The sequence below is a fragment of the Pantoea sp. OXWO6B1 genome (genome assembly GCF_001641135.1).
Classification (GTDB): Bacteria; Pseudomonadota; Gammaproteobacteria; order Enterobacterales; family Enterobacteriaceae; genus Pantoea; species Pantoea allii.
Genome location: NZ_LWLR01000001.1, coordinates 954,031 through 977,404, shown reverse-complemented (window position 1 = coordinate 977,404; position 23,374 = coordinate 954,031). Strand labels below are relative to the sequence as shown.

The following is a 23,374-nucleotide window of genomic DNA, read 5'->3' as shown; positions in this document are numbered from 1 at the left end:
CCGGATGGCGCTTCGGCGCCTTCAGGTCACGGGCTCTTCGTCTGCCTGAGCCGCCAGCAGATCGAGCAGCATATTGACGGCAAAGCCTGCCGCGCCCAGCGCCCACATGCGGTTTGATTCCGTCAGAAACTGTAGCGGTGTCATATGGGGAGTGAGCTTCAGGCGGTAAGCCTGAAAACTCTGGGTGATGTGGTCCAGCAGAATACGCGAAGCCATATGCGGCTCCATCGCCAGATACACCACATCGGGATCGTAGGCCACCGACAGGTTGGCCAGCGAAATACCCAGTTCACGTCCGGCCTCTTCCAGTGCGGTCAGCACCTCGGCTGTGGGCCACTGATCCAGCGCCCGCAAGGTTAACGGGCCGTCCGCGTCATCCTGGGAGACACGCTGCAAGATAGCCTGGGACGATGCCACATCTTCAAGCAGCCGCAGCGACCCATCACCGACCAGACCGTTACCGATCTCACCGGCTTTGCCGTGCCGCCCGCGATAGAGCCGACGGTTAAGAATAATGCCTGCGCCGATGCCTTTACCGTAGGTGGCGATGACCGCCGACTGTGCGTTGCCCAACTGGCCAAACACCAGCGTCGCCATCGCCATGGCGTTGGCATCATTTTCGATAAACACCGGCAGGGAAAAGCGCGTTTCCAGCATCTGCGCGATAGGGACATTCTCCCAGTCCAGCACCTTGGAACGAATACAGTAGCCGTTTTCGGCATCGACTAAACCGGATAAGGCCAGGCCGATCGCCCCCACGTGCTTCTCTTCAACGCCGCGTAAAAATTTGGCCAGCGCATCGCCCAGCTGACGTGGCGTGATCGCGCCCGAAGGCATCTGCTGTTCACCCAGCAAATTGCCGCTGAGGTCTGTCATCACAATCAGGTTACGTTCGGCGTTAAGCTGAATACCAATGACGCTGGCGCGGTCAGGATTGAGCCCCAGCAGGGTTTTAGGCCGCCCCATCGACACCCGGCGCAATCCCAGTTCCTGCACGATTCCCTGCGCCAGCAGGCGATTAGTCGCCTGAGAAACGGTCGACATGCTTAGCCCGCTACGGACCTTCAGGTCGGACTGGCTAACAGGCGCATGTTCCACAATCAGTCTCAGAATGCGCGCGGTGACGTTTGGAGCGATCATAAAGTCCTCAGATTTGACCGTGCCATCATTAATGCCCCGTCCAGGGCATCGTATTGCGCGGCGACCAGCCGGGCATGAATATCCCTTGCCAGCCAGGGCTGAATCGGTGCCGCCAGGCCACCCATGAGGGCCACCCGGCCCTGGCTAATCGCGGAGAGACGACTCACCATTAAGCCAATATCGTTCGCAGTTTGACGCAGTAAATCAATAGCATGCCGATCGTCCGCCTGCGCGGCGGCAAAAATCTCAGGCACCACGCGCGCCCAGTCGGCTGGCATGGCATCTCGCGTCCACAACAACATGGTTTCCGGGCTATGGTTAAACTGCGCCATCAGGCTATGGGTGAAGTCCGTGCTGTCGATAATCGCTTCATGAGCCAGCAATGCCAGCCGTAGCGCCCGTCGCCCCAGTTCTGCCCCTGAGCCTTGATCGGACAGTGCGAACCCCCAGCCACCCAGCAGCGTGAAGTGCTCGCCGTCCCACGCAGCGCCCTGGCTACCGGTGCCGATAATAAAGACCGCGCCGGGGGCCGCCGCATGCGCACCGGCACAGGCGATCTCGACATCGCTGACCACCTGACATGCCGCGCAGGCGGGCTGCCATTGCGTCAGGCGCGCCTTAACCGAGGCCACATTCGCCCCCGCTAACCCTGCCACCAGCGAGGTCTGCGTCAGCGCCTGTGACGCCAGCCCCGCCTGAGACAGCACTGCGGCAATGAGCTGTTCAACGCAATTCAGAGCAGCATCAAACTGTGACCAGACGTTGGCGGGGCCGCCAACGGCCTGCGCCAGCACGTTGCCATGACTGTCGGTCAAGCGGGCGCGACACTGCGTGCCGCCGCCATCAATGCCAAGGAGATAGTGTGATTGCACGCGCTTCCTCCCGCCGTAACTCATCTCGATTCTGTAATCTGCGAACGATAGGTGAAAAAAACTTAAATCGCAATAACAAATAAATATAGGGAAAAAACAATAACTATTTATTATTTAAAATCAATGAAATAAACAAAAAGACGTACGCAAATCACACAACCCGTTATTGACATTAGTTTTTCCGTCGTAATAAGTTGGTAGCCAGTCTTTCAATCATTACGTCCCGTCAGCGGCGTACTCACCGTTGTCAGAATTCAGGATCAGGGGTTTACCATGAAAGTAGGCATTATTGGTCTCGGCTTTCGTCTTTCTCACGTTGTTAAAGAGTTTCACAAAGCTGATACCGAATTTTCGCTGGTAGGGTATTACGATCCAGCACCGGCCGGTTTGCCGAATCTGCACAGTTTCGGTATCGATCCCGGCAACGCATTCGATTCCGTTGAGGCGCTGCTGCAACACGGTGGCTTTGATTTGCTGCTGGTTGGCTCGCCTAACTTTATGCATCTTGAGCATGTCACACAGGCGCTGGCAGCAGGCTATACTGTGTTTACTGAAAAGCCTGTCGTGATTAACGAAGAACAAACGATGGCGATGGCAAAACTGGTTCAGCAATATGGCGAAGACCGTATTCTGGTTGGACTGGTGCTGCGTTACTCACCGCTCTATCACGACCTGCTGGCTGCACGTGACGATCGTCGCCTGGGTGAAATCACCTCGATTGAAGCGACAGAACATATCAAGCCTTATCATGGCGCGTTCTTCCAGCGCGACTGGCGCAGACTCGAAAAATATGCCGGTCCTTATATTCTGGAAAAATGCTGTCACGACATCGATCTCTACCAGGGATTAATGCAGGAGCGCCCCGTTCGGGTGGCCAGCTTTGGCGGACGCAAATCCTTTACGCCTCAGCATGCACCGCAAGGGGCGATAACCGAGCAGTCTGAGATTTACCACACTAAGCCCAGCGGCTGGTCGAGTACCGACGCGGTATTTAGCAGCGATGCAGATATTGTCGATTACCAGACCGCCCTGATTGAATATGCCAGTGGCGCAACGCTCTCTTTTCACGCCAACCTTAATGTACCGGACGAATTCCGCCGGTTCTGCGTGATAGGCACTGACGGCATGGCGGAAGGTGATTTTGTACGTAACTATTTTCGCGTGCACAACGCACGCACCGGTGAAAAAGAGGTGGAAACCGCCTACAGCGGCAATGCCTACGACGGCCATTACGGTGCCGATGCCTTGATGGCAGAAGAGATCGTTAAGCACATCAAGCAGGGAACGCCGCTAAAAGTCTCCGTCGTTGACGCACTGGAAGCCGGCCTGACGGCGATTAAGATTGATGAAGCGCGTAAAACCCGCAGCGTCGTTGATCTGACCGAAAGCTGGAAACGTTTTGACGCCAACCTGGGAAAAACGGGAACCCACTAGTTCCCTCTTGATATCTCACTCCCCCGAGACCATCAGGTTATTCATAGCTCGACTGACTGGCACCTTACTTAAACCGGCCTCAGGCCGGTTTTTTTATTCTTTCTTTTTACCCCGCCTTCCACCTTGATGACCGCCGTTCCCCCTGCATCAGGTGCGCTACACCGGCTTCTTTTCATGATGATGACGGCGTGGGACGTATTAAAAAAACCGTCAGCTCTGCTGATAAGTTTACTCAGGATAAGATAAAGCCGTAAACGAAACGGTAAATGAAGCAGAAAAATGGCCGTTTCTGCTGGTCATCTTGTCGCGTTTATTACAGGTTTTTAGCAGAAACATCCTGTGTGATTAATTAACAGTTCCATCGGGTAATCACGTTAGAAAAGACCATTCAACGTTATCATTAGAGTGCATATAAATTTAAATAACGGGTGAGAAAAAAGCGCTGATTAATATATAAAAAACGTGTATTGCCAGGAGAATCGCGTATATTAATCGCCGGACTTTCCTCTGGTTATGCAAAGAATATAAATCACAGCAAACGTTAAATAGTTTCGATGAGATAATGAAAAATAGCTTATATAACCCCTATATTACTGAGCCTATTCACCACGTCACGAGTCAGGTGGCCGGTATTTGCTACCATCTTCCTAATTCTGACTACCCGCAGCCTGCGCAATGGATACTTAACGATGACAACATTATTTCATTACACAACCACCTTGCGACTGAAGCGGCATTAATCATTATTCCCCTTTGTGATTCACAGTTAGAAGAATGGATTTATCACCCCGGGCGTTATTTACATTTGCAGGATGCGCGGGTGCGTATCGGTATTAATTATCGCAACCTGAAGACTCATCAGGAAAAATTACTGGAATTAACTAACGCTTATCGTTTCTGGCTTTTTGATTTTGCACCGCCTGGTGCAGACTGTCATTTGGTGGAATCCTTTCCTTTTTCTGCAATTGTCTTAAGTCATACATTCTTTAATGACAACTATCGGAAATTCACCTTTCCTTTTTTTATTGAATCACTACGTGGAAAAGGTGCCAGGATAATCGTGCGGGGATATGAACCGACGTTAACAGCAGAACAACTCGCGGCATTAAACATTTGTGGCTGGCAATTACAACGTGCATCAGGCGATCTCATTCCCTTTACGCTTTAACCTTTCTTATCCCCTGGTACTATTGAATCATATCGGCAAGAACCATTAACTCCGTCTAAAGTGTTGCCTGAGGTCTCTTGTTAAGAGCTTTAAGCCAAAAAAATCAAAACTCATACCAGTTTTGCTATAACATTTAACAGATATGGATCATCAAGCGTCACGGAAGAGCGAAATAAGCATACCTTTCATCTTTTGTACTTTATGACTGATAACAATCTATCTGATTGTTTTCTTGTGTTTTATGGCAACGAAATGAGGTCAACATTATGGGGAAAAACTCCTCATCCTTTAGCGTGGTCCGTTTTTTAACGGTGCTGTTCGCCGTGCTAACGGGTGCGTTCATGTTAATTGGTGGTATCTGGTTAGCCACGATCGGTGGTTCCTGGTACTACATCATTGGCGGTGCAGCCATGCTGCTTACCGCTTTTCTGCTCTGGCGGCGTAACAGTGCTGCCCTGCTGGTGTATGCACTTTTACTGCTGGCAACGCTGGTATGGAGCGTGTGGGAAGTCGGTACCGATTTCTGGGCGCTGGCACCGCGTACCGATGTCCTGGTGATCTTTGGTGTCTGGTTAGTCTTGCCCTTTGTCTATCGGAGCTTATATAGCCCAGGTAAAGGTGCGTTGGGTGCCATGGGCATCGCCCTGATTGCCAGTGCAGCCGTGCTAACCTATGCCGTCTTTAATGACCCGCAAGTGGTGAATGGTGCAGTGCCTGCGACGGCCGATAATGCCCCTCAGGCCCAGCCGTTGAGCAACATTGCCGATGCTGACTGGCCGGCTTATGCGCGCGATCAGCAAGGTACGCGCTACTCGCCGCTCAAGCAGATCAATCATGACAATGTGAAAGAATTGCAGGTGGCCTGGCAGTTCCAGACCGGCGATCTGAAAAAACCTAGCGATCCGGGTGAAATCACCGATGAAGTGACGCCAATCAAGATTCGCGATACGCTTTATCTTTGCTCACCGCACCAGATTTTGTTCGCGCTGGATGCGGCAACCGGTAAGCAAAAATGGAAGTTTGATCCCGGCCTGAAAACCAATCCTACCTTCCAGCATGTGACCTGTCGTGGCGTGTCCTATCACGAGTTCCCGGCAGCGAAGGATGCGTCCAATACTCAGCCAGCGCTGTGCTCGCGTCGTATCTATTTGCCTGTCAATGATGGTCGTCTGTTTGCGCTGGACGCGGACACCGGTGAACGCTGTCCGGCCTTTGGTAATAACGGTGAGCTGGATCTTCAGCATCAGCAGCCGGTCACTACGCCAGGCCAGTATGAGCCAACCTCGCCGCCGGTTATCACCGACACCACCATTGTGATGGCCGGTGCCGTCACCGACAACTACTCGACCCGTGAACCCTCAGGCGCTATCCGTGGCTTTGATGTGAACACCGGTAAGCTGCTGTGGGTGTTCGATCCGGGCGCGAAAGATCCTAATGCGATTCCGGCGGATGAGCATACGTTCACCATGAACTCACCTAACTCATGGGCACCTGCGGTTTACGATCCGAAGCTGGATATTGTTTACCTGCCCATGGGTGTGACCACGCCCGATATCTGGGGCGGCAACCGCACCCCAGAGCAGGAACGTTATGCCAGTAGCGTGCTGGCGCTGAACGCGACCACCGGTAAGCTGGTCTGGTCGTATCAGACCGTCCACCACGACCTGTGGGATATGGATCTGCCCTCGCAGCCGACGCTGGCCGACATTACCGATAAAGACGGTAAAACGGTTCCGGTTATCTATGCTCCCGCCAAAACAGGGAACATTTTTGTTCTGGATCGCCGTACGGGTAAAACCGTGGTGCCCGCCCCGGAAACCCCTGTACCCCAGGGTGCCGCTAAAGGCGACCATGTAGCCGCGACTCAGCCTTACTCTGAACTGACCTTCCGTCCGAAGCAAAACCTGACGGACAAGGACATGTGGGGCGCGACAATGTATGACCAGCTGGTGTGCCGCGTGATCTTTAAGCGTCTGCGCTATGAAGGTCCGTTCACCCCACCGTCTGAACAGGGCACCCTGGTTTTCCCAGGCAACCTGGGCATGTTTGAGTGGGGCGGCATTTCGGTTGATCCACATCGTCAGATTGCGATTGCAAACCCAATGGCGCTGCCGTTCGTGTCGAAGCTGATTCCACGCGGTCCGGGTAATCCAGAAGAGCCACAAGAAGGCGCTTCTGGCGGTTCAGGTACCGAAACCGGTATCCAGCCGCAGTACGGCGTGCCCTATGGCGTTGAACTGAATCCGTTCCTGTCACCGTTCGGTCTGCCGTGTAAACAGCCTGCCTGGGGTTATGTTTCGGCGGTTGACCTGAAAACGAACGAAGTGGTCTGGAAGCAACGTATTGGTACCGTTCGTGACAGCTCGCCGCTGCCGCTGCCATTTAAAATGGGCATGCCAATGCTGGGCGGTCCGGTCGCCACGGCGGGTAAAGTGTTCTTTATTGGCGCAACCGCGGATAACTACCTGCGTGCCTACAGCACTGATACCGGTGAGCTTCTGTGGCAGGCGCGCCTGCCAGCCGGTGGTCAGGCAACACCGATGACGTATGAAGTCAACGGCAAGCAATACGTGGTGATTGCTGCCGGTGGTCATGGTTCATTTGGTACCAAGCTGGGTGATTACGTGATTGCCTATGCGCTGCCCGACCAGAAGTAACTAACCCCTGTACAGAGGCGGACTCCGGTCCGCCTTTTTTTATGCCTGCTATCCACCTGCCCCTTTTCCTTTTGCCTGTCGCTGGTTCAGCCAGGCGCATAACCCCATCACCACACAAGTCGCCAGAAACACGGGCCGCATTCCCCATGCCCCGCCGATGATCCCACCAAACAGCGGACCACTCACCTGCCCGATATACTGCGCCGATGTCGAATAGCCGAGCATGCGCCCCACCTGGGTGGCGGGAACATGGTGGCGGATAATAGCGGTGATGCAGGGCATCAGACCGCCCAACGCGATCCCCATCAGGAAGCGCAGCGGCAGGAGTTGCCAGGCATCGGTAATAAAAGCCTGAGGGATCAGTAACAGCGCGCAGCCAAGCAGACCCGCGCGTAATACCCGCCAGTGCCCAATGCGGTCAGCCAGCTTACCGGTATAAGGTGCCGAAATAATGCTGCCCAGTGCCGCCGCGGCCATCACCAGGCCCGACATCAGCGTGATGGCATGATCCTGATGTAAAAACTGACCGATATACAAGGTAATCACCGGCTCGATCGACATGTTGGCAAACACCAGCAGCATGGCGGTGAGCCACATCAGCCTGACCACCGTCCGGTTAAAGGGGGCAAGGGCTACGACCGGTTGGGAACGGGCGCTGTCTACTTTGCGCGTCGGTGCCGGTTCTTTAAGTAAAAACGTGGTGGCGAGAAAAGCCACGAAAATGACCGCACCGGTAAGCCAGAACGTGGCCCGAATACCGATCAGCGGCGGCAGTACGCCCCCCAGCAACGGGCCGATCACGTTACCGGCCATCATGCCGGAAGCCAGCATGCCCAACGCCCATCCGGTATGAGATTTAGGCGTTTGCGCGGCAATCAGGATGGTGGAACCGGATGAGTAGCCCCCGAGTAATCCCGCCAGTAAACGTAACGCCACCAGCTGCCATACGGTGGTTACCATGCCAATCAGTGCCATCGCAACTGCCATTCCCAGGCTCGCCCGGATCAGCATCAGCTTGCGCCCATAGCGATCGCCCAACCTGCCCCACAGCGGGGCGGTCAACGCCGCGCTGAGAAAAGTGGCACCATAAGCAACGCCGGACCAGCGCGCCATGGCCGCCGGTTCCTGTACACCCAGTTGTTGCACATACAAAGGTAAAAAAGGTAACAGTAAGGTCATGGCGACAAGGGTCGTAAAAGAGCCAAAGACGCAAACCCATACGTTACGTTTCCAGTGGCGAAAGGCAGGTGCCTCAGACGTCATTTCCATGCGATATCCCCATCGAGTTCAGGGACTCAGGCTAACAATGGTGACGAGGCAACAACAGTCGGCGCGTGATATTTGCTGACTGGCATAGTTTGTTGCTGTACTGCAACAATCAGCGTCCGCCCAGTTGGTCGATCAGGATGTCGCACAGCAGGCTAACGGGCGAGGCAGGCGCGATGTCCTGATGCATCAGCAGATAACTCTGTAAGCGATCCATCTGCCACTCAGGCAGAACCTGAACAATCTGCCCCTGGGTCAGCGCCTCCTGCACCATGTAGGAGGGCAGATAAGCAATCCCGTTGCCCGCCAGCGCCGCATTCAGCAGCGCCATGCTGTTATTGGCCCGAAAACGGCTACGCACGTCCACCGCCAGGCGCAGCTTGTCGCGACGAAACGGCAGCGCGGCAGTATGCGCCGGGCCGTGAAACATCAATAAATCATGACGAGGTAACAGACGGGGATGCGAGATGGCAGGATGCTGAGCCAGATAAACCGGTGCGGCATACAGCCCCCAGTGGATGTCGCTTAATAGCCGAAAGTTGCCCTGGCGGGGCGCATGGGCGCGAATAACAATCGCCACATCCACCCCGTCGCCAATCGTCTCGTCGTTATTATCCGTCAGGCTGAGATCGACATTGATGTGCAGATGACGGCGCAGAAAGCGATTAAGCAGCGGCACAATACACTGGCAGCCAAAGGTGACGGGCGCCTGTAAACGCACATTCCCGACGGGATTTTGGTGCGCCTGTTGCACAAAATCCTCGGCCTGATGCAGTTCATCCAGCATACGTACACAAAACGGATAGTAAGCCTGGCCCAGCTCCGTCAGCGTCATTCTGCGGGTGGTACGCTGCAGCAGCCGAATGCCCAACCGTTGTTCCAGCCCGGCGATTTCCCGACTGATATGGGACTTCGATACGCCGAGTACACGCGCGGCTTCCGTAAAGCTTTTAAGCTCGACCACGCGCGCAAACAACATCATGGCGATCAGGTTATCGCTGTTATTCATCGGTTTCCTACGGGCCAGAACGGCGGCTGCGGGTTATGGCACAGCAATGACGCCATGCATCTGGCAGTAAGAATAAAGCAACGGCGGGAAGGCTAACAGCGTCAGTAGCGGAAAAGGCGTGCGGGACAGCCCTGGCGATGCATGGACATTCCCACAGGCTAGCGGATGGGAATGTCCATACAGTGACTAACTTGCCATGGCATAGGGAAACAATAAACGGTCAGGCTCCACCCGGCGCTGGCGGCGCAGCTGGCCTGGCGTCACCATAAAATAGTTTTTAAACGTCCGCGTATAGGCCTGCTGGGTATCAAACCCATAGCTCATCGCCACCTGTAAAATCGCCTCGTTACTGTTGAGCAGCGTTAAGGCCGACTCGGTCAAACGACGCTGACGAATATACTCGGCCAGTGAGAAGCCGGTGTGCTGGCGAAATAAACGCTGCAGATGCCAACGGGAATAGCCCGCCCGGCGCGCCACTTCGTCCAGATGCAGATCGTGTCCTAAATTGCTTTCTATCCATTCCAGCAAACTACGAATAAACTCGCGCTGATTCATGGTGTTCTCCTGGTTAAAGCAGATGTGCAGGGAACACACTTTAGCGCGCTAAATTTATCCCTTAATTAGCGAAAACTTAGCGCAGAATTAGCAAAGCGGTAAAATCGTCCGTTTCAGGGTGCATTATCACCCCTTAACCGGGCGCGTAACGGCATTTTGCCGCACTCGGCATGCCAATAATTCTGCGCTAATAATCCAGCGCTACACTGTTGCCATTTTTCGGGGGACGTCATCCATGCGCGTGTTGTTGGTCGAAGATGATGAAATGATCGGCGCAAATCTGCAGCAGGCGCTGGAAGCGGCAGGCTGGTCAGTCGACTGGGTGCGCGATGGCGTTTACGCGCAAAACGCCTGGAGCGAAGGCGGCTACAGCTGCGTACTGCTCGATCTCGGCTTACCCCGCGACGACGGTTTGCAGGTGCTGCGGCGCGCGCGGGCGCGCGGCGATGCCACGCCGGTTTTAATTCTTACCGCCCGTGATACGGTCGCCCAGCGGGTACAGGGCCTGGATTACGGTGCGGATGACTATCTGCTTAAGCCTTTTGATCTGCAGGAAGTGATGGCCCGGATGCGGGCAATTACCCGCCGCCATCATGGCTCTGCCGATTCGCTGCTGGGCAGCGGTGATGTTCAACTGGATATGCTGACACGCGAAGTGCTGTACAAAGGGCAACGTGAGCAGTTAACCGCGCGTGAATATGCCCTGCTCTATGCGCTGCTGGAACGGCCCGGTGCCATCCTGTCACGCGAGCAGTTGGAAAACCGTATTTATGGCTGGGGTGAAGAAGTCAGCAGTAATGCAGTGGATGTCTTAATCCACGGGATGCGGCGCAAGCTGGATAATGATGTGATCCGCAATGTACGCGGACTGGGTTGGCGGGTACCGGCAATATGAAAATTTTTATGCGATCGTTACGTAATAAATTACTCAGTACGTTACTGGTGATTCATTTGCTGATGATTGGCGGCGTGGCCTGGTACTTTTTCAGCTGCTACGGTGAAATGGTTGGCGTCATCAAGGATGAGCAGTTAGCCAAGCTGGCCGATGCCTGGTCAGTGAACCGCGAAATCCCCCCGCTGATGCCGCTTATTGCGCCCGCACACAAGATTAAAAGCGCCTTCGTGATTCAGTTATGGGACGCCAAAGGCCAGTTACGCTCCAGCTCCTGGCCTGAACTGCATGCGCCGCTGCAGGCTGAAAACGGCTATAAAGATGTGCAGATTGGCGGTTGCCACGACTGCGAATGGCGGATTTACACCCGCTCAGGCCAGCCGGGCAGCGAGATAAAAACCATTCAGGTGATGCTCAATCTCAGCTACATGAAAGAAATGATGGTGAGACGGGCGCTGTCAGCCATTATTCCGCTGATTTTAATGATGCCACTGTCGTTGCTGGTGATCTGGCTGGTGGTACGCAAAATCACCCGAGATTTGCGCGTTGCCTCGCGTGAAATTGCCGCGCAGGACGCCCATCACCCACACAGCGTTTCCCCTGAAAGCCTCCCCGACGAAATTCAGCCGCTGGTCGCCGCCTATAACTCTTTGCTGGATAAGCTCCGTGCCGCCTGGTCTTCACAGCGTCAGTTTATGGAAGATGCCGCTCACGAACTGCGGACGCCGGTCACGGCGGTCACGCTCCAGTTGGAAAACCTGCGTCAGCACATTCAGCCTGGCGAGGCCAGCCGCCAGTTTGCGCAACTGGAATCCGGCGTCACCCGTACACGTCACCTGGTCACCCAGTTGCTGAATATGTCGCGCTGGGAAGATCAGTCCGTCGTCGCCAGCATGGAAAATATCGCGCTGGAAGATGTGCTGAAAGAGAGCATTGAGCAGCTCATGGTGGTGGCCGATAAGCGCGGTATCGATATCGGCTTTAGCGGAACCACGCACTACCATTTGCAGGCCGGACGTTCAGAGCTGCGGAGCCTGTTTGACAACCTGATCGGCAACGCCATGTTGCACACGCCCGAAGGCAGCCTGGTGGATGTCCTGCTGCATCGGGTGGCGGGGCAAACCGTGGTGGATATCGTTGATAACGGCCCGGGTATGCCTGAGTCCTTTATCGAACGCGCGTTTGACCGTTTTGCCCGCTCGCCCGATGTAAAAGCGCAGGGGAGCGGTTTAGGGTTGTCGATTGTGCGCAGTGTTGCGCAGAAACATCAGATCCACGTTGCCCTGTCCAACTGCCTGACTCCGCAAGGTGACCGCTGCGGTTTTCAGGTGCGCGTCACCTTTCCTTAATCCCCGTCGTTCGAACCGGAACCCGACAACGTAAACGGTTGCCTGGTTCCGTTCGCCTCCAGCAATATTGTGATTCAAGTCACAATATTGATGAATTGTTATGCAACACATTTTGACAAATGTGATCAAAAGCTATTTTCTATCTCATTGTAAAAGGCACGCTATGCTAACTAAAAAAATGCGGCCCAGATACTTCACCGCCCAACCTTTGGGATTGATTTCCAAACAGCGCGCAAACGATTGTCTTGCGCATAAGAAACCAGTGGTCAAAATACAATGAAATTTAAAACGTTAATGGCAGGTGCCCTGCTGGCAGGCTCCTTAAACGGTGCAGTGCAGGCTGCAGAAAACGATCCCCAGTACGTTTCCGACTGGTGGCATCAAAGCGTCAACGTGGTGGGCAGCTACCACACCCGTTTCGGACCACAGTTCAATAACGATGTGTATCTGGAATACGAAGCTTTCGCGAAGAAAGACTGGTTTGATTTTTACGGCTACGTTGATCTGCCAAACTTCTTTGGCGCGGGCAACAGCAATGCTAACGGCATTTTCGACCACGGTTCGCCGCTGTTCATGGAAATTGAGCCACGTTTCTCGATTGATAAACTGACCGGCACCAGCCTGGCCTTTGGTCCGTTTAAAGAGTGGTATTTTGCGAACAACTATATCTACGATATGGGCCGTAACAGCGCTAACCGTCAAAATACCTGGTATATGGGTTTGGGCACAGACATTGATACGCACAGCGATATCGGCCTGTCACTTAACGTCTATGCCAAATACCAGTGGGAAAACTACGGTGCGGCGAATGAAAACAGCTGGGATGGCTATCGCTTCAAAGTGAAATACTTTGTGCCGATCACGACCCTGTGGGGCGGTAATCTTGGCTATGTTGGCTTTACCAACTTCGACTGGGGTTCGGACTTACGCGATAAGTCGGGCCCGATTCGCACCAGCAACGCAATCGCCTCCAGCCATATCTTGTCACTGGGTTACGCTCACTGGCACTTCTCAGCCGTTGCACGTTATTTCCATAACGGCGGTCAGTGGGGAGCCGGTCAGGAGTTAGGATTTGGTGACAGCGCGTCTGAAATCAAGTCTACGGGCTGGGGTTACTACCTGGTTGCTGGCTATAACTTCTGATTGCTGGCACGACCCTAAAAAAACGTTGAGGCCTTCCTGAAGAAGGCCTCTCGTCTTTTCAGGGTTCATACCGTGCATTACGCGTCGGATTTCACCACGTTGATGCGCCATGGAATATTGAATTTATCAATAAACATAGCAAAGCCGTTTGACCAGAAGGTTTCCTGCCACGGCGTGGTGACTTTCCCGCCCGCAGACAGCTTCTCAAACCAGGCTTTACCCTGCTCTGCATCGTCCGTTGCCAGACTCACGGCATAGCCCGCGTGTTCTGAGGCCGGTGGCTGGTACGGATTACCGTCACTCATCATCAGCTCGCCCTGACCAATACGCAGATGGGCATGCATAATCTTTTCAGGTGGCAGCGGCGGTGCGGATCGATCGCCGACCTGTTCGCCCTGCTCCGGATTATCGCCAAAGGTCATTTTTTGCAGCAGTTGTCCACCCGTTGCCTGCAAATAGAATTCCATCGCTTCTTCACAGCGACCATAGAGAAACAAATAGGGACATACTTGCATTATTACCTCGATACCGGTGAGTAAAGTCTTTCTTATACAGAGATAATAAGTGTAGACGACAGGTCGGGGATAACGATGATAACCGGGAAAATCTTCATCATTCGGATTATTTACCTGGCAGCTAAAAGCGTTTCCCCCTGATATTTTTACAACCAGAACAGGGCCAGAAAAAAGAATAGTTTGTCTTGAATAACCTTTCGGTATTGTTTTATTCGCAATAATCACTATTTATTACTTCTGATAAAGCCTTTATTTATAGCCAGTTAAAGAAAAAAACGTTCGCCAGAATAACGAACTTCGCCAGAGCTGTTCCGCTTAAACCGTTTTTCTTACTTCAGGCACCAGCCTGGCTGGCCCTGAAATTTTCAGATTCAGTAACGTCATACGCTAAATAAGCGAAGCGGTAAGACAGACAGTCGCTTAATTATATTGAATCAGCTGGTTCATTATTTTGCTCATGTTTTATACACATTATTCTTTATTCCTTTCAGTACCTTCCTGCTAAATATTTACCACCCAAATGCCGATAACTGTGTTCTTAATTCATTATTCGGGACTGTGTAATGTCGTTAAAAAAATCTTCACTCCTGGTTCTCTCGTTCCTGTTGATTCTTTTCCTTATCAGTATATCGGTCAGCATCTGGTTACTGGCTCGCAGTAACGCATCGTTGAATGCCGTGAATAAAGAAATCCGTGTGGTGCTATCGGTTATCGATCCCATCAATCACAGCCGCACGTTACGCGTACGCCTGATGGAGTACATGAAGGAGATTGAGAGTGACGGCACTCAGGCCAACTCGTCGCTGGACAGCGTGAAAAGCGTGGCCGCGAAAGCCGATGCGGCCTTCCAGGCTTATCTGAGCGCGCCGCGTATTCCCGGTGAAGAGGCCGACGCCGACCGCTATCGCCAGGCCTATTTGGCTTACCGCAATCAGGGAATTCAGCCTTTAATTGAAGCCGCCGAAGCCCGCGATCAGACGCGCTTTAAAAACCAGATCGCCAACGTAGTGCGCCTTGACCGGCAGTATGAAATTGTCCTGGACCAGGTGCTGGCCCAGCATGAGGCTTACGCGAAGAAACTGAACACGGATGCCCAAAGCAACTTTTCATCCGGGATCACACTGCTCATGGTATTTGGCCTGTTATTCCTTGCCATCATCATTGCGATACTGATCTTTGTCAGACGCTATATCTTATCGCCATTGAATAACGCAAAAGCGCACTGCAGCGAGATTGCGGCAGGCGTGCTCGACCATCCGGTGCCGGTCAACGTCGGCTCACGGAGCGAGATTCAGCAACTGATGGGTTCAATGGAGCAGATGCGGACGTCCCTGACGGACATCATTATCCGGGTACGTCACTCTACCCACGCGGTGTCCTGTGCTTCTCAAGAGATTGCCAGCGGAAATATCGATCTGGCGTCCCGTACTGAACAGCAGGCCGCAGCGCTTACCGAAACGGCGGCCAGTATGGAGCAGTTGGGGGCAACGGTTAAACAGAACACGGACAACGTGTTTGAAGCCTGCCGTCTGGCCAATGAAGCGGTACAGAATGCGGAAACCGGCGAGAACGTTTCTCAGCAGGTGATCGTGTCCATGGCAAAAATCAACGAAAGCTCGAAAAAGATCGAGGACATTACCAGCGTCATTAACAGCATTGCCTTTCAGACCAATATCCTGGCGCTGAACGCGGCAGTCGAAGCGGCGCGCGCCGGTGAGCAAGGCCGAGGGTTTGCGGTGGTCGCCGGGGAAGTACGCAATCTCGCGCAGCGCAGCGCCGTGGCCGCCAAAGAAATTGAAGGCCTGATTGCCGAATCGGTCGCAACGATACGCGTCGGGTCTGATCAGGTCAGCCGCACCGGCGAAGCGATGAATGCCATTATCGCCTCGGTCAGCCGGGTTAACGAACTGATGGACCACATATCCACCGCGTCCGATGAGCAGCATCACGGTATCAGCCAGATTGAAAAGGCGGTAACCGAGATGGATGGCGTCACTCAGCAAAACGCCGCGCTGGTCCAGGAATCGGCTGCCGCTGCCGCCTCGCTGGAAGAGCAGGCGCAGCATCTTACCCACGCCGTTTCTGCTTTCCGCCTGTCGGGCGCGTAAAACAGGCTCCCGCTCTGGTGATAATGCCAGGGCGGGAAACAGATGTGTTGCCGGGCGGGGTAAGGCACTGAATGACCCGGCTGACGTCTGCCTTTACCGCTGTGCCCGTCAAGATACCTGCTGACTGCGCTTTTTGCCCTCACCGGCTCGTGCGCCGTTGACATCTGCAGTCTTGCCGTCCACCTGAAAAGCCGTGCCAGTCAACCTTGCAATATGCGTTGCTAAAAATTCATCACTATTCCTGTCGGCAAGAATCAGGTAATTGATTATTCTGCTGCTTCACGGCTCGCTAATGGGCAATTATTTCAAAACACATCACGGCCTGTAGTGGGAATGGCAATCATCCTGATATGAGGTTCACCTTACATGACATCCGCCTTCATCACAGGGATGGCACCGTCGCCGGCATCGTCGACCGCCAACACCAGCTTAGCTGAGCGCATTGATGCGCTACCTTCCTCTGCCGGCTTATGGCGCTTTATCTCGCTCCTGGCGCTGGGAGGCTTCTTTGAACTCTACGATCTGTTTGAAACCGGTTATATCAGTACGGGCTTGCTGGCAGCCGGTATTTTCCATGCGGGCAGCGCCGGAATACTGGGCATCACCGATCAGGCGGCATTTGCCTCGGCTACCTTTCTCGGGCTGTTTGTCGGTGCCAGCCTGCTCACGCCGTTTGCCGATCGCTTTGGCCGTCGACTGACCTTTATCTGCGCCCTGGCCTGGTACGGTGTGTTCTCACTGATCATGGCTTTTCAGCACAGTGCTGAGATGGTGATCCTGTGCCGCTTTTTAGTGGGGATTGGGTTGGGCGTAGAGCTGGTGACCATCGATACCTATCTGAGTGAATGGGTGCCCACTCACTTGCGTAACCGGGCGTTCGCCTTTTCGTTTTTTATCCAGTTTTTATCGGTGCCCGCCGTGGCGTTAATGTCATGGTGGCTGATGCCGCAAAACATTCTTGGCCTGGAAGGCTGGCGCTGGGTGGTGATTGCCGGTGCGGTCTGCTCACTGGTTATCTGGCTTGTTCGCAAAAATCTGCCGGAATCCGCACGCTGGCTGGCGCAGCAGGGACGCCTTGATGACGCTCATCAGGTGATGTCAAAAATGGAAAAACGTTGCGGCATCACCCCTGGCCTGCCGCTGACGACGTTAACGGGCGCGGCAAGCCGACAGGAAAAGAGCCGTTTTCGTGAGATTTGGTCATCCCGCTATCGTAAGCGCACGCTCATGCTGGTGGTGATGAACTTCTTTCAGGCGATTGGTTTTTATGGTTTTGGTAACTGGCTGCCGGCGCTGCTGTCAGGCCAGGGGACATCCATCACCCACAGCCTGCTGTATGCGTTTTTTATTACGCTGGCCTATCCGATTGGATCGCTGATTTGTGGCAGCTTTACCAGCCAGCTTGAAAACAAATGGCAAATCGTTCTCTCTTCGCTGATGACGGTGGTGTTTGGGACGCTGTTTGCCCTGCAAACCAACCCGGTCTTGCTGATTATTTGCGGTTTCCTGATCACCTTCTCGAATGCCTGGCTGACCTGCAGCTATCATGCCTATCAGACTGAGATTTTCCCCACGCACATCCGCGCCCGGGCGGTGGGGTTCTGCTACTCATTCAGCCGGTTGTCGACCGCGTTCAGCAGTATTTTAATCGGTGTGATTTTGCAGTATGCGGGAACACATGGGGTTATCGTGTTTATCGTCCTGAGTATGCTGATGGTTATGCTGTCGGTGGGCCTTTTCGGTCCGAAGACGCGCAGTATCAGGCTGGAAAACATCTGAACATTCAGCCTTCCCCCTGCGGGGAAGGCTGAAACACTGCGGTTTACTTCCCTTCTAACACCTTGATGTCCGCATTACCCTGACGATCTTTGACGTCTTCACGCAGTTCGGCCACCTGCTTCGCCGTCACGTTATCCGTGGCATTATTGCCCCAGCTGCGGCGAATAAAGTTCACCACGTCCGCGACCTGCTGATCGTTCAGACGCCAGCCAAATGCCGGCATGGTAATGGTCGAAGGCGCGCCGTTGACGCCCCGCAATTCCCCCCCGACCAGCACGATGTGAATCAGCGAGGTGGGATCGTCCGCCATCACCACAGGATTGCCCCGCAGCGCAGGATAAAACCGTTTGTAGCCGCTGCCATCGGTTTTATGGCAGGCTGCACAACTGTCAACATACGTCGCGGCACCCGTCTGGCTGTCATCGCCCTTCCACAGGGCTTTAGCGGTGGCGTCATCCGCGCTAAACGCGACCTGATGCGGATCTTTCGCGCCCAGCGACTTCAGATAACGGGCAATCGCCGTGATGTCTTCCTCCGTCAGGTGCTGCAGGCTGTGATCGACAACGTCCACCATGCCGCCAAATGCCGCGGTATGATCGTTACGGCCATAGCGCAGGAACTGGCGTAAATCCTCTTCACTCCAGCGGCCCAGGCCATCGCGGTTATCCCCGCGCAGATTGCTCGCCGTCCAGCCGTCAACCGGCGCACTGCTGCCCGCCAGATAATCGGTGCCCTCGGTGTTATTTAATGCTTTTTCCTGCATGGTGACGCTACGCGGCGTATGGCAGGCACCGCAGTGGCCCAGTCCTTCCACCAGATAACGGCCACGCGCCAGCGTCGGGTCCTCCTGCGCGGCTGGCTGGAACGCCTTCACGTCCGGTGCAAACAGGCTGCGCCAGATTGCCAGCGGCCAGCGCATGGACAACGGCCAGGGGATATCACTCTCTTTGTTGGCCTGACTGACAGGTGCGACGCCGTGCATGAAGTACGCATACAGCGCCTTCATGTCCTCATCGCTGACCACCGCATAAGAGGGATAAGGCATGGCGGGATAAAGCGTATCGCCGTTTTTTGCCACGCCGTGCCGCACCGCTTTCTGAAAGTCGTCGTAGCTGTAGTCACCAATTCCGGTCGCTTTATCCGGCGTGATATTGGTGGAGTAGATAGTGCCAATCGGCGTCGCCATCGGCAATCCACCCGCAAAGGGCTTGCCGCCGTCACTGCTGTGGCAGGCGACGCAGTCACCCGCGCGGGCCAGATACTCGCCGCGTTTTATCAGATCGCCAGCAGGCTCATCGGCCAGGGCAACAAAGGTAATACCGCCCAGAATCAGGGCTAAAATGCCGTTTTTCATCGCCATCTTCCTTATGCCTGTACCAGTGGGCCTGGGTTTTTCAGGTACTGTTCGCGAATCGCTTTCGCTGACCAGTAGGTCAACGCCGCCACCATACCGGTGGGGTTATATCCCAGCCCCTGCGGAAACGCCGACGCGCCAGGCACAAAGACATTCGGCACATCCCAGCTTTGTAGATAGCGGTTGACCGCGCTGGTCTCAGGAGACTCGCCCATAATCGCCCCGCCGCTGATATGCGTGGTCTGATACACGGTGGTGTCGAAATGCGTGCCGGGTTTTTTGGCCCCGCCAATGATCATTTTGGGGTTCATGGCTTCGGCGATCTTATGCATTTTCCCCACCATAAACTGCGCCATCTTGATGTCGTTGTCCTGCCAGTCGAACGTCATACGAAGCAGCGGCTGGCCGTAGGCATCTTTGTAATTAGGGTCCAGGTCCAGATAGTTCGCGCGGTAAGACTGGTGCGCACCATGTGCATCCATCGAAAGATGGTGCGTGTAGGTATCAGCAACGGCGGCTTTCCACTGACTGCCCCAGTTTGGCGTGCCGGTTGGCGTGGGCAGACCCGATATCGGTTTAGTGCCCGCCTGGTTCACCCAGAACGGCGACCCGCCGACAAACCCGTGTGGACCGTGATCAAAATTATCGGCATTGAAATCATCCACGGCGACACCGGCCCCGCCCGCCCCAATAAAGGGATTGGTGGTGGTGTTTTTATCGAACAGCGCTTTCAGCGTCGAGAGGTTCTGATAGGCGAAGTTGCGCCCTACCGTGCCTTCGTTGGTGATCGGGTTGTAAGGTTTGCCGATGCCGGACAACAGCATCAAATGGACGTTATGGAACTGGAAAGCAGACAGGATGACCAGATCCGCCGGTTGCACCTGCTCGCGCCCCTGCGCGTCCACATAGGTGACGCCGGTCGCGCGCTGCTTATCTTCCGTGAGGTTAACGCGCAGCACGTAAGAATTGTTGCGCAGCTCAAACTTTGGCTCCTGACGCAGTGCAGGCAAAATATTCACATTGGGCGATGCCTTGGAATACATATAACAGGCGTAACCACTGCAGTAGCCACAGAAATTGCATGGCCCCATCTGAGCGCCGTACGTGTTGGTATAAGGGCCAGAGGTGTTCGCCGACGGCAGATCGTAAGGGTGATAACCTACGGACTCGGCGGCCTGTGCAAACAGCTGAGCCGACCAGGTGCGCTTTTGCGCGGGCAGCGGAAAGTTGTCAGAGCGGTCGGGAGCAAACGGGTTACCACCCTTGTCTTTGCCGACGACCTTGCCCTGAATACTCCAGGCACTACCGGAGGTGCCAAACACTTTTTCAGCTTTATCAAAAAACGGCTCCAGCTCCTGGTAGTCGACGCCAAAGTCCTGAATCGTCATGCCTTCAGGAATAAAGTTTTTGCCGTAGCGCGCCTCATAGTGGCTACGCAGCTTCAGCTCTACGGGATCAACCCGGAAATGGACACCTGACCAGTGCAGTCCTGCGCCACCGGTTCCGGTGCCGGGCAAAAAGGCCGCCAGCTGGCGATAAGGTACTGCGGTCTGCGAGGCATCGTGACGAATCGTAACGGTGCTTTTAGACAGATCCTGGAACAGCTTTTTGCGAACGTTGTAGGTCAGTTCATCAATAGACTGTGGGTAAGAACCATCGGGATAGGTGTCACGATGCGGGCCGCGCTCCAGCGCCAGCACGTTCAGGCCCGCCTCGGTCAGCTCTTTAGCCATAATGGCGCCCGCCCAGCCAAAACCCACAATCACGGCATCGACTTTGTTTAATGCATTCGCCATGCTCAGCTTCTCTCCCCACGAATTGACACCGACGGGAACGGATAACGTTCACCGCGCTCTACCCAGTCCATAAAGTCGGCGCGTGCGCCAGGGAAGTTGATCAGCTTCCAGCCCACCATGCCCTGATTACCGCCGTGGATGGGATCGCTAAAGAAACCTTCGCGGGTGTTCTGAAGTAAATAAGAAAAAAACACGTTGGCGGGCAGCTGACTGAAGTTGGCTTTACCGCTCTCCATGTTTTGTAACAACGTGTCCTGCTGCCCGGCATCGAGTTGGGCAAACACCTTAGCGTGCTGCTGCTTGCTGTACTGGTCCGCATCCGCCAGGCCAAGACGGTAAATCTGTTGCGGCACCAGCGGCAGTTGATAACCCATTTCTTTGGGTAAGTCGGGATTAAACGGGCCCTGCATATACCAGTTCGCGCCGGTGGCATAAGGTGTATTCATCTGGCGATCGATAAACTCAGGCACGCCAGCTTCCAGCGCGCCGGGGCCTCGTTCATCGGCAGGAATCAGACGCGCAACCGCAGCCTTAATAAAGGCAAATTCTTCGGCGGTAAACCAGGTGGGCTGATAATCGCGAGCAGACGGGGTTTCGGCGGGTGCGGCCGCCTGAGCGGGTGCAGAAAATGCACCGAATGCGCTACTGCCTACCGCCACTGCGGGCGCCAGGGTGATGGTCTTCAGCAAAAAATCCCTGCGTGAATGACCCTTTTTCTGGTCTGACATGACATTGCCTCATCACCGCATCAACTGCGGTACGAAAAAGAGAAGTGAGTGCGTTGTAGTGGTTTTTATCTGCGGATTTCGGGTACAACCAACTGTTACCGGTAACAGTTGGTGCAAGTGTAACACCATTACCAATAAACATTTAGTTTAAGGAAACAAAAAAGCACAATTCCATTAACATATATTTTGTCGATGTCATGTTCAGAAACAACAGGCTACAGACAGATAGCCGTTTAAACGTTATAAAAGCGATTACACAACAGCGGAGTACCTATGTTTAAGTCTTTCTTCCCGCGACCGGGGCTGTTTTTCAGCACGGCCGCCATTTGGAGTTTGCTGGCCATTTTTGCCTGGTTTGGCTTCGCCAGCGAGTTACCCGGGCATTTTTGGCCTGCTTTTCAGGCGGCAATGAAGCAGCCATTACCCACGACGGTGATGCGTTTTATTGCACCGGGTGAATTGTGGTTTTATGCCTATTACTGGCTGATGGTCGCGATCTTCGCGGTCGCCTGGCGGTTGGTTGATAACCATCCCTGGCAGCGCTGGTCGGTATGGGGTTCGGCACTGATTATTTTTGTTACCTGGTTTGGGGTGCAGGTCGGTGTTGCCGTGAATGCCTGGTATGGCCCTTTTTACGATTTGATTCAAAAAGCGCTGACGAAAGCCGGTTCGGTGCAAATTAACGAATTTTATGCTCAGGTGATGGCATTTTTAGGTATCGCCTTAATCGCGGTCGTGATTGGCGTGATGAACGCCTTTTTCATTAGCCATTGGGTATTCCGCTGGCGTACCGCGATGAATAATTATTACATGCACCACTGGCAGCGTTTACGCCATGTCGAAGGCGCAGCCCAGCGTGTGCAGGAAGACACCATGCGGTTTGCCACGACGCTGGAAAGCTGGGGCGTAAACTTTATTCAGGCCATTATGACGCTGGTGGCGTTTTTGCCGGTGCTGATTGCCCTGTCACATCACGTCGAAAATATCCCGATTCTGGGTAATATTCCGTATGCGCTGGTGATTGCCGCGGTGCTCTGGTCCCTGTTCGGGACCGGCCTGCTGGCGCTGGTCGGAATTAAACTTCCCGGTCTGGAGTTCCGTAATCAGCGGGTTGAAGCCGCCTATCGTAAAGAGCTGGTTTACGGCGAAGACAATGCTGACCGCGCAACGCCGCCCACGGTAAAAGTGCTGTTCAACAATGTCCGGGTTAACTATTTCCGCCTGTATTTCCACTATCTCTATTTCAATATCAGCCGCATTCTTTATCTTCAGGTGGATAACGTGTTTGGGCTGTTTCTGCTGTTCCCGTCCATCGTAGCCGGAACCATTACACTGGGCCTGCTTAACCAGATAACCAACGTTTTCGATCAGGTGCGCAGCTCGTTCCAGTACCTCATCACCTCGTGGTCAACGCTGGTTGAGCTGATGTCTATCTATAAACGTCTGCGCAGCTTTGAGCAGATTCTGGATGACGTGCCGCACGGTGAGATGATGCGTGACGCCTCTGAAGACGTGTCATAACCTGAGTCTTCGCCTGCGGCGGATTCGCGCAGCAGGCGAATCATCATGCGTCCAGCGTCATGCACAGGATGCTGCCAGGCCATGCTGG

Annotated in this window: 18 protein-coding genes; 9 read left to right on the top strand and 9 right to left on the bottom strand. The window is 54.2% G+C overall.

The window, feature by feature from the left end:
• Positions 1 to 21: 21 nt before the first annotated feature.
• On the bottom strand, positions 22 to 1,140 hold the full coding sequence (locus tag A6A26_RS06820; protein ID WP_063878040.1) for an ROK family transcriptional regulator: 1,119 nt from the start codon (positions 1,138 to 1,140) through the stop codon (positions 22 to 24).
• A complete protein-coding gene (locus A6A26_RS06815; protein ID WP_063878039.1) occupies positions 1,137 to 2,012 on the bottom strand; it encodes a glucosamine kinase nucleotide-binding domain-containing protein in 876 nt (291 codons plus the stop codon). The genes A6A26_RS06820 and A6A26_RS06815 overlap by 4 nt, the downstream gene beginning before the upstream one ends.
• Positions 2,013 to 2,285: 273 nt before the next feature.
• Here A6A26_RS06815 and A6A26_RS06810 point away from each other — a divergent pair, with 273 nt between their 5' ends.
• The 3 genes from A6A26_RS06810 (at position 2,286) to A6A26_RS06800 (ending at position 7,271) form a co-directional block, all read left to right on the top strand.
• Positions 2,286 to 3,446: a Gfo/Idh/MocA family protein gene (locus A6A26_RS06810; protein WP_063878038.1), complete on the top strand. Its 1,161-nt coding sequence runs from the start codon at positions 2,286 to 2,288 to the stop codon at positions 3,444 to 3,446.
• 562 nt (positions 3,447 to 4,008) lie between these two features.
• Positions 4,009 to 4,614 carry a hypothetical protein gene (locus A6A26_RS06805; RefSeq protein ID WP_063878037.1) on the top strand — a complete coding sequence of 202 codons (606 nt, stop codon included), beginning with the start codon at positions 4,009 to 4,011 and terminating at the stop codon, positions 4,612 to 4,614.
• 266 nt (positions 4,615 to 4,880) lie between these two features.
• Complete coding sequence (locus tag A6A26_RS06800; RefSeq protein ID WP_063878036.1) at positions 4,881 to 7,271, top strand: glucose/quinate/shikimate family membrane-bound PQQ-dependent dehydrogenase; 2,391 nt, start codon at positions 4,881 to 4,883, stop codon at positions 7,269 to 7,271.
• A gap of 48 nt (positions 7,272 to 7,319) precedes the next feature.
• Here the strand turns inward: A6A26_RS06800 and A6A26_RS06795 are convergent, their stop codons facing one another.
• The 3 genes from A6A26_RS06795 to A6A26_RS06785 all read right to left on the bottom strand — a co-directional run bounded on the left by A6A26_RS06795 (position 7,320) and on the right by A6A26_RS06785 (position 10,101).
• Positions 7,320 to 8,540 carry an MFS transporter gene (locus A6A26_RS06795; protein ID WP_063878035.1) on the bottom strand — a complete coding sequence of 407 codons (1,221 nt, stop codon included), beginning with the start codon at positions 8,538 to 8,540 and terminating at the stop codon, positions 7,320 to 7,322.
• 109 nt (positions 8,541 to 8,649) lie between these two features.
• On the bottom strand, positions 8,650 to 9,546 hold the full coding sequence (locus A6A26_RS06790; RefSeq protein WP_063878034.1) for a LysR family transcriptional regulator: 897 nt from the start codon (positions 9,544 to 9,546) through the stop codon (positions 8,650 to 8,652).
• 186 nt (positions 9,547 to 9,732) lie between these two features.
• A complete protein-coding gene (locus tag A6A26_RS06785; RefSeq protein ID WP_014606915.1) occupies positions 9,733 to 10,101 on the bottom strand; it encodes a helix-turn-helix domain-containing protein in 369 nt (122 codons plus the stop codon).
• Between the two features lie 235 nt (positions 10,102 to 10,336).
• On the opposite strand from A6A26_RS06785, the gene A6A26_RS06780 reads away from it, so the two are divergent.
• The 3 genes from A6A26_RS06780 to A6A26_RS06770 all read left to right on the top strand — a co-directional run bounded on the left by A6A26_RS06780 (position 10,337) and on the right by A6A26_RS06770 (position 13,485).
• A complete protein-coding gene (locus A6A26_RS06780) occupies positions 10,337 to 10,996 on the top strand; it encodes a response regulator (protein WP_063878033.1) in 660 nt (219 codons plus the stop codon).
• Positions 10,993 to 12,342, top strand: a complete 1,350-nt coding sequence (locus tag A6A26_RS06775; protein WP_063878032.1) for a sensor histidine kinase — start codon at positions 10,993 to 10,995, stop codon at positions 12,340 to 12,342. The genes A6A26_RS06780 and A6A26_RS06775 overlap by 4 nt, the downstream gene beginning before the upstream one ends.
• A gap of 276 nt (positions 12,343 to 12,618) precedes the next feature.
• Positions 12,619 to 13,485 carry a nucleoside-specific channel-forming protein Tsx gene (locus A6A26_RS06770; RefSeq protein ID WP_063878031.1) on the top strand — a complete coding sequence of 289 codons (867 nt, stop codon included), beginning with the start codon at positions 12,619 to 12,621 and terminating at the stop codon, positions 13,483 to 13,485.
• 77 nt (positions 13,486 to 13,562) lie between these two features.
• Here A6A26_RS06770 and yjdN read toward each other — a convergent pair whose 3' ends face one another.
• Positions 13,563 to 14,000: a VOC family metalloprotein YjdN gene (yjdN, locus tag A6A26_RS06765; protein ID WP_063878030.1), complete on the bottom strand. Its 438-nt coding sequence runs from the start codon at positions 13,998 to 14,000 to the stop codon at positions 13,563 to 13,565.
• Between the two features lie 563 nt (positions 14,001 to 14,563).
• Here yjdN and A6A26_RS06760 point away from each other — a divergent pair.
• Together A6A26_RS06760 and A6A26_RS06755 are read left to right on the top strand one after the other, a co-directional pair.
• Positions 14,564 to 16,108, top strand: coding sequence for a methyl-accepting chemotaxis protein (locus tag A6A26_RS06760; RefSeq protein WP_063878029.1), 1,545 nt, complete (start codon positions 14,564 to 14,566; stop codon positions 16,106 to 16,108).
• A 366-nt stretch (positions 16,109 to 16,474) separates the two neighbouring features.
• Entirely contained in the window at positions 16,475 to 17,887 is a 1,413-nt protein-coding gene (locus A6A26_RS06755; protein WP_063878028.1) for an MFS transporter, read from the top strand.
• Between the two features lie 43 nt (positions 17,888 to 17,930).
• Here the strand turns inward: A6A26_RS06755 and A6A26_RS06750 are convergent, their stop codons facing one another.
• From A6A26_RS06750 to A6A26_RS06740, 3 genes are read right to left on the bottom strand one after another with little or no spacing between them, the layout of a single operon-like run.
• Positions 17,931 to 19,241, bottom strand: coding sequence for a c-type cytochrome (locus tag A6A26_RS06750; protein ID WP_063878027.1), 1,311 nt, complete (start codon positions 19,239 to 19,241; stop codon positions 17,931 to 17,933).
• Positions 19,242 to 19,252: 11 nt separating this feature from the next.
• On the bottom strand, positions 19,253 to 21,037 hold the full coding sequence (locus A6A26_RS06745) for a GMC family oxidoreductase (RefSeq protein ID WP_063878026.1): 1,785 nt from the start codon (positions 21,035 to 21,037) through the stop codon (positions 19,253 to 19,255).
• Between the two features lie 2 nt (positions 21,038 to 21,039).
• Positions 21,040 to 21,765: a gluconate 2-dehydrogenase subunit 3 family protein gene (locus A6A26_RS06740; RefSeq protein WP_063878025.1), complete on the bottom strand. Its 726-nt coding sequence runs from the start codon at positions 21,763 to 21,765 to the stop codon at positions 21,040 to 21,042.
• A 273-nt stretch (positions 21,766 to 22,038) separates the two neighbouring features.
• Here A6A26_RS06740 and sbmA point away from each other — a divergent pair, with 273 nt between their 5' ends.
• Positions 22,039 to 23,286, top strand: coding sequence for a peptide antibiotic transporter SbmA (gene sbmA / locus A6A26_RS06735; RefSeq protein WP_063878024.1), 1,248 nt, complete (start codon positions 22,039 to 22,041; stop codon positions 23,284 to 23,286).
• The last annotated feature ends 88 nt before the right edge of the window (positions 23,287 to 23,374 follow it).

Bases quoted from the DNA above. Each gene is read 5' to 3' on its own strand.
- A6A26_RS06770 (WP_063878031.1), top strand. From the start codon at position 12,619: ATGAAATTTAAAACGTTAATGGCAGGTGCCCTGCTGGCAGGCTCCTTA.
- A6A26_RS06745 (WP_063878026.1), bottom strand. From the start codon at position 21,037: ATGGCGAATGCATTAAACAAAGTCGATGCCGTGATTGTGGGTTTTGGC.
- sbmA (WP_063878024.1), top strand. From the start codon at position 22,039: ATGTTTAAGTCTTTCTTCCCGCGACCGGGGCTGTTTTTCAGCACGGCC.
- A6A26_RS06790 (WP_063878034.1), bottom strand. From the start codon at position 9,546: ATGAATAACAGCGATAACCTGATCGCCATGATGTTGTTTGCGCGCGTG.
- A6A26_RS06810 (WP_063878038.1), top strand. From the start codon at position 2,286: ATGAAAGTAGGCATTATTGGTCTCGGCTTTCGTCTTTCTCACGTTGTT.
- yjdN (WP_063878030.1), bottom strand. From the start codon at position 14,000: ATGCAAGTATGTCCCTATTTGTTTCTCTATGGTCGCTGTGAAGAAGCG.
- A6A26_RS06820 (WP_063878040.1), bottom strand. From the start codon at position 1,140: ATGATCGCTCCAAACGTCACCGCGCGCATTCTGAGACTGATTGTGGAA.
- A6A26_RS06775 (WP_063878032.1), top strand. From the start codon at position 10,993: ATGAAAATTTTTATGCGATCGTTACGTAATAAATTACTCAGTACGTTA.
- A6A26_RS06800 (WP_063878036.1), top strand. From the start codon at position 4,881: ATGGGGAAAAACTCCTCATCCTTTAGCGTGGTCCGTTTTTTAACGGTG.
- A6A26_RS06805 (WP_063878037.1), top strand. From the start codon at position 4,009: ATGAAAAATAGCTTATATAACCCCTATATTACTGAGCCTATTCACCAC.
- A6A26_RS06750 (WP_063878027.1), bottom strand. From the start codon at position 19,241: ATGAAAAACGGCATTTTAGCCCTGATTCTGGGCGGTATTACCTTTGTT.
- A6A26_RS06740 (WP_063878025.1), bottom strand. From the start codon at position 21,765: ATGTCAGACCAGAAAAAGGGTCATTCACGCAGGGATTTTTTGCTGAAG.
- A6A26_RS06760 (WP_063878029.1), top strand. From the start codon at position 14,564: ATGTCGTTAAAAAAATCTTCACTCCTGGTTCTCTCGTTCCTGTTGATT.
- A6A26_RS06785 (WP_014606915.1), bottom strand. From the start codon at position 10,101: ATGAATCAGCGCGAGTTTATTCGTAGTTTGCTGGAATGGATAGAAAGC.
- A6A26_RS06755 (WP_063878028.1), top strand. From the start codon at position 16,475: ATGACATCCGCCTTCATCACAGGGATGGCACCGTCGCCGGCATCGTCG.
- A6A26_RS06780 (WP_063878033.1), top strand. From the start codon at position 10,337: ATGCGCGTGTTGTTGGTCGAAGATGATGAAATGATCGGCGCAAATCTG.
- A6A26_RS06795 (WP_063878035.1), bottom strand. From the start codon at position 8,540: ATGGAAATGACGTCTGAGGCACCTGCCTTTCGCCACTGGAAACGTAAC.